Genomic DNA, 8021 nt, shown 5'->3' with positions numbered 1-8021 from the left:
ACGCCCGCACGCCCGGGGCGCCCGTGTCGTCTCGATCTGCTCGGGGGCGTTCGCGCTGGCCGCCGCGGGCCTGCTGGACGGCCGGCGGGCGACCACCCACTGGCAGTACGCGGACCTGCTGCGCCGCCGCTTCCCTCGCGTACGGGTCGACCCGGACGTCCTCTACATCGACGACGGCGACGTGCTGACCAGCGCCGGCAGCGCGGCGGGCCTGGACCTGTGCCTGCACCTGGTGCGCCGCGACCACGGCCCGAACATCGCCAACGCCGTGGCGCGCCGGCTGGTCGTCCCGCCGCACCGTGAGGGCGGGCAGGCCCAGTTCATCGAGGCTCCCATGCCGAGCGACCTCGACGACGACCGGATCACCGGCACCATGGCCTGGGCCCTGACGGACCTCCGGCGGGAGATCACGGTCGAGACCCTGGCGCGGCGTGCGCACATGTCCACGCGCACGTACCTGCGCCACTTCGCCCGCTGTACGGGGACCAGCCCGATCCGCTGGCTGATCCACCAGCGGATCCAGGCGAGCCTGCCGCTCCTGGAGCGGACCTCGGCGCCGATCGAGGAGATCGCCCGTACGGTCGGCTTCGCCAGCCCGGTGACGTACCGGTCCCACTTCACCAGGGCGATGCGCACCTCGCCGTCGGCCTACCGGCGTGCCTTCGCCGTCGCGTAGGCCTCACACGCGACGGCCGACGGTGAGCACGGCCGACCAGTGCCGGGTGAGGCGTCCGTCCGGCCGGGCGGCGAGGCGGCGGCGGATCTCGGCGTAGAGGTGTTCGCGCCGCTCCGGGGCCATCGCGATGTGGCCGGAGAAGGTGTCGAGCAGCGCCAGGTACTCCTCGGCCGTGTAGCGCCGGGCCCAGACGTGGCGGCGCGTGCCCACGACCTCGAACCGCCCGGACGCCGCGAAGTCCGCCGCGTGCGGGTCCGGCTGATCCTCGGGCCGGGGCGGCGGCCATGCCTCCTCGCGCTCGCCGAGCGCTTCGTACACCTGCTGGATCTCGGTGAAGAAGGGGTCGAAACCCGCGGGGAACGCGTGCCCGGCGTCCCACACGGCCAGCCGTCCGCCCGGTCGCAGGAGCGCGGCCGCCTTCGCGTACCGGACGCCTGGGTCGACCCACTTCCACGCCGTGGCCGCGTACACGAGGTCGTACGGGGCTCCGGCGGGCTCCCACTCCTCGAACGACGACGTGACCACCTCGACCCGCGGGAACCCGGCGAGCCGGCGCCGGGCCTCCGCCGCGAGGGCCGTGCCGAGTTCGACGGCGGTGATGCGGAACCCCCGGCGGGCGAGCGGCAGCGTCGCCTTGCCCGGCCCGCAGCCCACTTCGAGCAGCCGCGCGGACGGCGCCACGCCCGTCAGGGCGAGCAGGTCGTCGTACAGCGCGTCCGGATATTCCGGCCGGGCCCGCTGGTACAGCGAGGCCACCAGGTCGAACGTCTCGCGAAGCTCCACGCCCCCACGTTCTCACGGCCGGTGGTTGACTTGCCCGATGCGACCAGAGGAGACGGACGCGATCGTCGAGGCGCTCGGCGGCACGGTGACGGTGTCCACGCTGGCGGGCGGCTTCTCCCACGAGACGTGCCTGATCACGTACGGGGGAGGCCGGGTCGTGGCCCGGGTCGGCGGCCCCGACCCGGCCGTGGAGGCGGCGGTGATGGCGACGGCCCGCCGTCACGCGCCCGTCCCGGAGGTCATGGCCGTCCTTCCCGCGACGGAGCGCACCCGGGCCGTCATGCTCGTGGAGCACGTGACGGGCAGGCTGCTCGCCCGGGTGCTCGGCGACGGCGCGCGGATGCGCGAACTCGGCGAGGAGGTCGGGAGGGTCGTCGCCGGCATCGCCGCGGTGCGCTTCGACCGCCGGGGCTTCTTCACCGATGAGTCGCTGACCGTCGGCCCGGAGCGTCCGTGGTCCGAGCAGCTTCCCGAGGTCGCGGACAAGTGCATGGCCGCGACGTCCGACGCCCGGCTGGACGAGGCCACGCGGCATGCCTGGGTGGACCTGTGCCGGGCCTGCGCCCCGGCGCTCGCCGCCGTCGACGGCCACACGCGGCTCGTGCACGCCGACCTCAACCCCAAGAACATCCTGGTCGCCCGCACCCGCGCGGGCTGGCGCGTCGAGGCCGTCCTGGACTGGGAGTTCGCCTACTCCGGCTGCCCGTACGGCGACGCCGCCAACATGGGACGCTTCGGGGACGACTACCCGGCGGCCTTCCTCGACGGCTTCCGTACGGGCTTCGCCGATCATCCACCCGCCGGCCTGCCGCTGCATGAGGACTGGGGCTACCTGGGGCGCGTGCTCGACATGTTCGCGCTCAGCGACCTGGTGACCCGCCCCGCCGGCCATCCGGTGGCCGACCAGGCGGCGGAGCGGATCCGGCGCTGGACCGCCGGGGGAGTGCCCCGCTCGCTCTGAACCGTGGCCGCGCGGGGCCGCATCGGCCGCCGTGTCAGCCCAGCTTGACCAGCCTGACGACCTGTTCGAGGAAGACGATGCCGTCGATCAGGTCGAGCCGGGCCGGGTCCAGCGGGAAATAGGCGAAGTCCCGGGAGACGCGCGGGGCGGGCTTCGTGACGGCCTCGGCCAGGCGGCGGGCGTCGATGAGGGAGCGGTCCCACGGGAGCGCGGACAGGATGCCCTCGACGGTGTCCGGGGGCGGGGTGTCGTCGCCGACCGTGCCGAAGGCCGAGGCCAGGAAGGCGTACCGGTCGCCCAGGTACGTCCCGGCGATCGCCCCCGCGCTCCACCACTCCAGCGACTGGTCGCCGAACGGCATGACGCTCTTGTTCCGTTGCAGGTGCAGGTTGCCGGCGAAGACCAGGGCCGGGCCGTGCTCGGCGACGGCACGCAGGTTGGCGGCCATCATCGCGCCGCGCAGGGCCGACAGCCGGGTCCACCGTGCCGGGGACGCGTCGGCCATCCAGTGGTGGTAGCGGAGCAGGCCGGTGGCGGTGCGCCCGTACAGGGCCGCCCGCTCCCGGTCCTCCGCGCCCAGCCGCGGCGCCTGCGTGTCGAGCAGCGCCACCAGGTCGTCGGCGATCAGCCGCAGCCGCTGAGCGTCGGCGGACCGGCCGATCGACTGGGACGGATCCATGGCCGTGGCCTCGTTCGACCACCGGTCGTCCGGGCCCAGCAGTGTGTCGAGGGTCTCCCGGGTGCAGGGGAGCGGGCCGTCGAGGAGGGCGTGGAGGGCGGTGAGCGCCTGGCGCGGGCTCGCCGCCCAGTACTCCAGCGGGCCGTCGAATCCGAAGAACCGCAGCTTCTCGTCGTGTTCCTCGTTGTACGCGCGCATCCAGCGCACGAGTTCGCGGTTGGCCGGTGACGTGCCGAAGCGGTGGCTGAAGCCGCGTTCCATGACGTCGTCGAGCGTGCCCGTGCCCGTCGTGATGTGGTCGTCCACCACGAGGCCCATGAGGCAGTCGCTCTCGATGGCGAACGACCGGTAGCCCTCGTGCTCGACCAGATGCCGGAAGATCTCGTTGCGCAGCTCGCCGAGTTCCCCCACGAAGTGCCTGGCCTCGCCCAGGCCGAGCAGCAGAGGCCGGGCGGGAAGCGACCGGAGGAACGCCGATACGCTCGCCCCGTCGAGCGGCCGGGCCGTGTCCTTGATGTCCATGCATTGAACGGTATCGTCGAACACTCGGTGGAGACTTTTTCCTGAAAACCCTGCTCTTACCTCGAAGGACCCTCAATCGGCGATGCATCCATGAGGTCGGTGGCCGAACGCCCAGCGGCCTCTCACCGCGAAAATTCCAGGGGGTCGCCCCCTCTGCGCAGGCCACGACCCCACCCCGGCTTGGGAAGCTGGTGGCATGAACACCTCTGCCCATGACGGCTCGCGTGCGGGTTATCGGCGGTCGGCGGGGTCGCCGCGTGGTGAGGCGCGACGGCGCGAGCTGCTCGATCGGGTCACCGACGACCTGGCGGTGAACGGGCTCGTGGACTTCTCGCTCCGGCGCGCCGCCCGTGCGGCCGGTACCACGCACAAGGTGCTGCTCTACCACTTCGACGGGGCCGAGGACCTGCTCCGGCAGGCCGTCTTCAACCTGCGCGAGCGTCGTATCGGCAACGCGCTGCCCGCCATCGCCGCGCGGGGCGGCACGCTCGCGGACGGCGTACGCGCCATCTGGCCGATCCTGATGGAGGAGGAGCCGGGGCTGCGGCGGGTGCTCGACCAGGCGATGGGCCTGGCGATGTACGACCCGGCGCGGTACGTCGAGCTGGGGCGGGAGGCATCGGGGCAGTACCTGCCGCTGCTGCGGTCCCTGTGCCCGGACGGCTGGACCGAGGAGCGCAGGACCCGGGTCGCCCAGATGGTCCTCGCGACCCTGCGCGGCTTCCTGCTGGAACGGCTGATCGGTGAGGACGACGCGGGGGTCGGCGCGGGCGTCGAGGCCCTGGTCGGGATGCTGGAACGCGAGGAGGCCGCCGGCTAGCCGTACCCCCTGCGGAGCACATGCGAACCACATGGTTCACTTCTCGTAGGAGAGTGGAGGTTCGCCATGGACGGAAACAGAACCGGCGGCACGAAAAAAGAGGTCACCCTGTCCGGTGGCGTCATCGAGTACGAGGACACCGGCGAGGGACCGGTACTCGTCCTCCTGCACGGCCTGATGATGGACGCCTCGCTGTGGGACGGCCCGGTCGCGGACCTGTCCGCCGACCACCGATGCGTGGTCCCGACGCTGCCCCTGGGCGCGCACCGCCGGGCGATGGATCCCGGGGCGGACCTGTCGCTCCCGGGCGTGGCGAGGCTGGTGGCGGAGTTCCTCGACCGCCTCGACCTGCGCGATGTCACCCTGGTCGGCAACGACACGGGCGGCGCGCTCGTCCAGCTCCTCATCGGCGAGGACCGGCCGCGCGTGGCGCGGGCGGTGCTGGTCTCCTGCGACGCCTTCGACAACTTCCCGCCGGGCCTGACCGGCCGCACGCTGGTGCGTTCGGGCCGGTTGTCACCGCGGCTGTTCGGCCTGTTCATGCAGCAGATGCGGCTTCGTCCCGTACGGCGCCTGCCGCTCGCGTTCGGTCACCTGACGAGGCGGGGCGACGCGGCCACCGCGCGGTGGATGCGTCCCGTGCTCACCCGGCCGGAGATCCGCCGCGACACCGTACGGGTCCTGCGGGCCGCCGCGGCGGACCCGGACGTGATGCTGGCCGCCGCCGAACGCCTGCCGAGGTTCGACCGCCCGGCCCTGGTGGTGTGGGCCGTGGAGGACCGCGTCATGCCCCTGGACCACGGCCGCCGCCTGGCCGCCCTCCTGCCGCAGGGACGCCTGGCCGAGGTCGACGACAGCGACACGCTCATCCCCCTGGACCGCCCGGCGAGACTCGCCGAACTCATCCGCGCCTTCACCCGTGGGTGAACCCGGGTCCCGTCTACCGGCCTTCTATCAGCAGGCCGGGTTGGAAGCCTCGCAACAGTGATCGCGCGTTCTCATCGGGCGAAGCCGCCGGTGCCGGCGAATACCTCTTCAGGGTCTCGATCAGATATTCAGGAGGCTGACGCCTGCTGCCCAGCAACTGCGACTCGTCGACGACCGGAGCGTTCGTCAGTTTTGCCGCGGCGATGATGGTGGCTATCGAGAGAACGACGGAGAGGTTGTCCCGCCACGGGGTGACCGTGATCCATCCGCCGAGTTCCGGATCATCCGGGTCACCGAAGTCCTGCAGGCTGAACGTTGTCGAATGCTTGCCGTCCGCTGTCGAGATCCTGATGTCGAGGTCGGCCTGGCCGACGCCGATGACCTCGCCTGTGGCGTCTTCGGGGCTCGGGAACAATCGAATCCGGGGAAAACCTATGTCGTCAAGGGCCGCCGTGATGGACCTCAGCAGCTCCGCCACTGAAAAGCCCTGGTTGACTCGTGTCCACCATTCGACCGCCACCTGTCCTCCCGCGAGTAGCTGTTAAGGGAATTTAAGCCATCCGTCCGCCGTGCGGATATAGATCTGTCCGATCGACTCGCGTCCCGGAATCTGCGACAGTGGCCCGTTCTTTGCGAAGTCGGCTAGTCGGGTCGCCGACATGTTCGGCGCCTTGATATACAGCGTCACGTTATCGTAGCCCGCGTTGGTCGCCTGGCTCTCGGCTTTGACCGCGTGTTTCAGCACGGCGGACGGGGACGTTCCGGAGTACTCCTTGAGGCTGACCGACCGGCCGTCGAGCCAGCCGTCGATGCCTTCGAAATTATTCGTCGGTGGCCCGGTAAACTCCTTCCCGCCGAGATGGTCGGCGAGTTCTCTGGCCTGTGCCTCCTCGGCGTCCGTGAGCTGATTCTTACTGATCGTGACGGCCGACCTGCTCAGACCGGCGGCCTCTCGTTCCGAAGCCGGTAGCACTCGTGCGAGGTCCCTCAGCGCCGAACCGACGGCCTTCATGCGAGCCACGACCGCTCCGATGAACTGGCGGAGCAACGCCATCGCGCGGGCGGTGATGCCGCCGGCTTCGGCCGCTTCGGCGGCCTGGCCGGCGGCCTCGCTACCCCCCGCGGTGGGAGCGGCCAAGAACGCGGCGACGATCTCGCCGACGATGAACGTGAGGGCGAACTCCCACGCGAGTTCGTCGAACTGGCGCTTCAGGTCGCGGATCGCCTGGGCCTGGTCCCGGCAGGAACGCTCGGTGTGCTCACACGCCTGCAGCGTCAGCGTCAGCGATCCCTTGTTGTAGTCCACCAGCCGTTCCACCTGGCGCTGGAACCCGTCGGCGGCCGGACCTTCGCTTTCGGCCATCACGTAGGCCGCGTAGTGCTGGGTGTCCTCCCAAGCGGTGCGTAACGCGGTGGCGAGGTCTCGCCACGCCTCGGCGGCCTGTTCCATCAGTTCCGGCTTGCCCCGGGGGAACGGCCCGAAGAAGTAGGTCGCCCCGCTCCGCTTCCACGCGTCCGGGTCCGGCGATGCCTCCGGAGCCGGACTCGGAGTTCGCGGCGGCGTCGGTGCCGTGGTCTTCGGTGGGGCGGGAGGGGTCGACGCCGGGGGAGTCGGCGACCGGTTCGGGGTTGGATTCGGAGTCGTACGTGGTGGGCGCGGCGGGGAGCTTTCGGGCACGTCCGGTGGAGGCGGGAGCCCGCCGGTGCCATGCAATAATCGCGATTCCCGGCTCGCGGCCTGAGCGATCCGGTCGACGTCGGCATTGACGTTCTCCTGGGTGACGCCGTAGTTGTGCGCCGTTCGATGGACGCCGCTCGCCACCGCCCGCAGGTTCGCCGCGCACTGCTGCGCCATGACCAGCACGGAGTGCTGCGCCGGTCGGTAGGATTCGGCGAACGACTCGTCCGGCCAGGACGACCCCCAAAAAGGTCCTAATCCTTCCAGCCGCCGCTGCGCCGCCGCCCCGGCCCGCGATAACGTCGAGCCCGCCGTGTCGAACCTGGGTGCGTAATACAGCAACACCTCGACGGAGAACCGGACCGAATCCTTGTCGCCCGTCATGTCGCCACATCCCCTGTTTCGGATTGGCCGATTTCTAGCGTGGGTGATGCCGAACAAAGCCTGCGATACGGCTCTGGCCCCTATCCTTGCCGAATGCTCAGAACACCTCCATTGTCCACCGTTCCAGAATTGGCCGAGTTGCGCGAGGTCTGCCAGCCGGGCGCCAAGCTGCGGAGCCGCAACGGTGAACACTGGGCGGGCCGCCTGTACATGCGACGGATCTCGTTGCGCCTCACCCGCCACCTCGTCCGTACCCGGGTGACGCCGGACGCCCTGACGTGGACGATGGTGGTGTGCGGCGTCGCCTCGGGTCCGGCCCTGCTCGTCCCCGGCCTGGCGGGGGCCGTGTCGGCGGCGCTGCTGTTCCAGCTCTTCCTGCTGTTCGACTGCGTGGACGGCGAGGTGGCCCGGTGGCGGGGCCAGAACAGCGCGACGGGCATCTACCTCGACCGGCTCGGCGCGTACCTGGCCGACGCCGCGCTCCTCGTGGGGGCGGGCTTCCGCGCGGCCCGCGGCGCGTCGCCGGCATGGGTGTCGGTCGGCCTCGCGGCGGCGCTCGGCGTCGTCCTGCTGAAGGCCTCCACCGACCTC

9 protein-coding genes are annotated in these 8021 nt (G+C 71.1%); 5 read left to right on the top strand and 4 right to left on the bottom strand.

What is annotated here, in order from left to right:
- Nucleotides 1-676: helix-turn-helix domain-containing protein (locus tag ACFFNX_RS35085; protein WP_378210227.1), on the top strand; the 676-nt coding region annotated here is incomplete at its 5' end.
- A gap of 3 nt (nt 677-679) precedes the next feature.
- On the opposite strand, the gene ACFFNX_RS35080 is transcribed toward ACFFNX_RS35085, so the two are convergent.
- Nucleotides 680-1459, bottom strand: coding sequence for a class I SAM-dependent methyltransferase (locus tag ACFFNX_RS35080; protein WP_378210226.1), 780 nt, complete (start codon nt 1457-1459; stop codon nt 680-682).
- 37 nt (nt 1460-1496) lie between these two features.
- Between ACFFNX_RS35080 and ACFFNX_RS35075 the strand changes: the two genes are divergently transcribed.
- Entirely contained in the window at nt 1497-2420 is a 924-nt protein-coding gene (locus ACFFNX_RS35075) for a phosphotransferase family protein (RefSeq protein ID WP_378210224.1), read from the top strand.
- A gap of 34 nt (nt 2421-2454) precedes the next feature.
- Here ACFFNX_RS35075 and ACFFNX_RS35070 read toward each other — a convergent pair whose 3' ends face one another.
- The gene (locus tag ACFFNX_RS35070) at nt 2455-3621 is read right to left on the bottom strand and encodes an erythromycin esterase family protein (protein WP_378210223.1); all 1167 of its coding nucleotides are present in this window, start codon (nt 3619-3621) and stop codon (nt 2455-2457) included.
- 196 nt (nt 3622-3817) lie between these two features.
- Between ACFFNX_RS35070 and ACFFNX_RS35065 the strand changes: the two genes are divergently transcribed.
- The gene (locus tag ACFFNX_RS35065) at nt 3818-4441 is read left to right on the top strand and encodes a TetR/AcrR family transcriptional regulator (RefSeq protein WP_378210222.1); all 624 of its coding nucleotides are present in this window, start codon (nt 3818-3820) and stop codon (nt 4439-4441) included.
- Nucleotides 4442-4507: 66 nt separating this feature from the next.
- Nucleotides 4508-5368: an alpha/beta fold hydrolase gene (locus ACFFNX_RS35060; protein ID WP_378210221.1), complete on the top strand. Its 861-nt coding sequence runs from the start codon at nt 4508-4510 to the stop codon at nt 5366-5368.
- Nucleotides 5369-5381: 13 nt separating this feature from the next.
- On the opposite strand, the gene ACFFNX_RS35055 is transcribed toward ACFFNX_RS35060, so the two are convergent.
- Both ACFFNX_RS35055 and ACFFNX_RS35050 read right to left on the bottom strand, forming a co-directional pair.
- Nucleotides 5382-5888, bottom strand: coding sequence for a hypothetical protein (locus tag ACFFNX_RS35055; RefSeq protein WP_378210220.1), 507 nt, complete (start codon nt 5886-5888; stop codon nt 5382-5384).
- A 21-nt stretch (nt 5889-5909) separates the two neighbouring features.
- The gene (locus tag ACFFNX_RS35050; RefSeq protein WP_378210219.1) at nt 5910-7430 is read right to left on the bottom strand and encodes a WXG100-like domain-containing protein; all 1521 of its coding nucleotides are present in this window, start codon (nt 7428-7430) and stop codon (nt 5910-5912) included.
- Between the two features lie 93 nt (nt 7431-7523).
- Here ACFFNX_RS35050 and ACFFNX_RS35045 point away from each other — a divergent pair.
- Nucleotides 7524-8021, top strand: a 498-nt coding sequence (locus tag ACFFNX_RS35045) for a CDP-alcohol phosphatidyltransferase family protein (protein ID WP_378210218.1), incomplete at its 3' end; no start/stop codon positions are given.

Origin of the sequence: Actinoallomurus acaciae (assembly GCF_042429965.1) — a bacterium.
Taxonomy (GTDB): Bacteria; Actinomycetota; Actinomycetes; order Streptosporangiales; family Streptosporangiaceae; genus Actinoallomurus; species Actinoallomurus acaciae.
The sequence above is the reverse complement of the archived record's forward strand: the minus strand, read 5'-3'. Positions and strand labels throughout refer to the sequence as shown.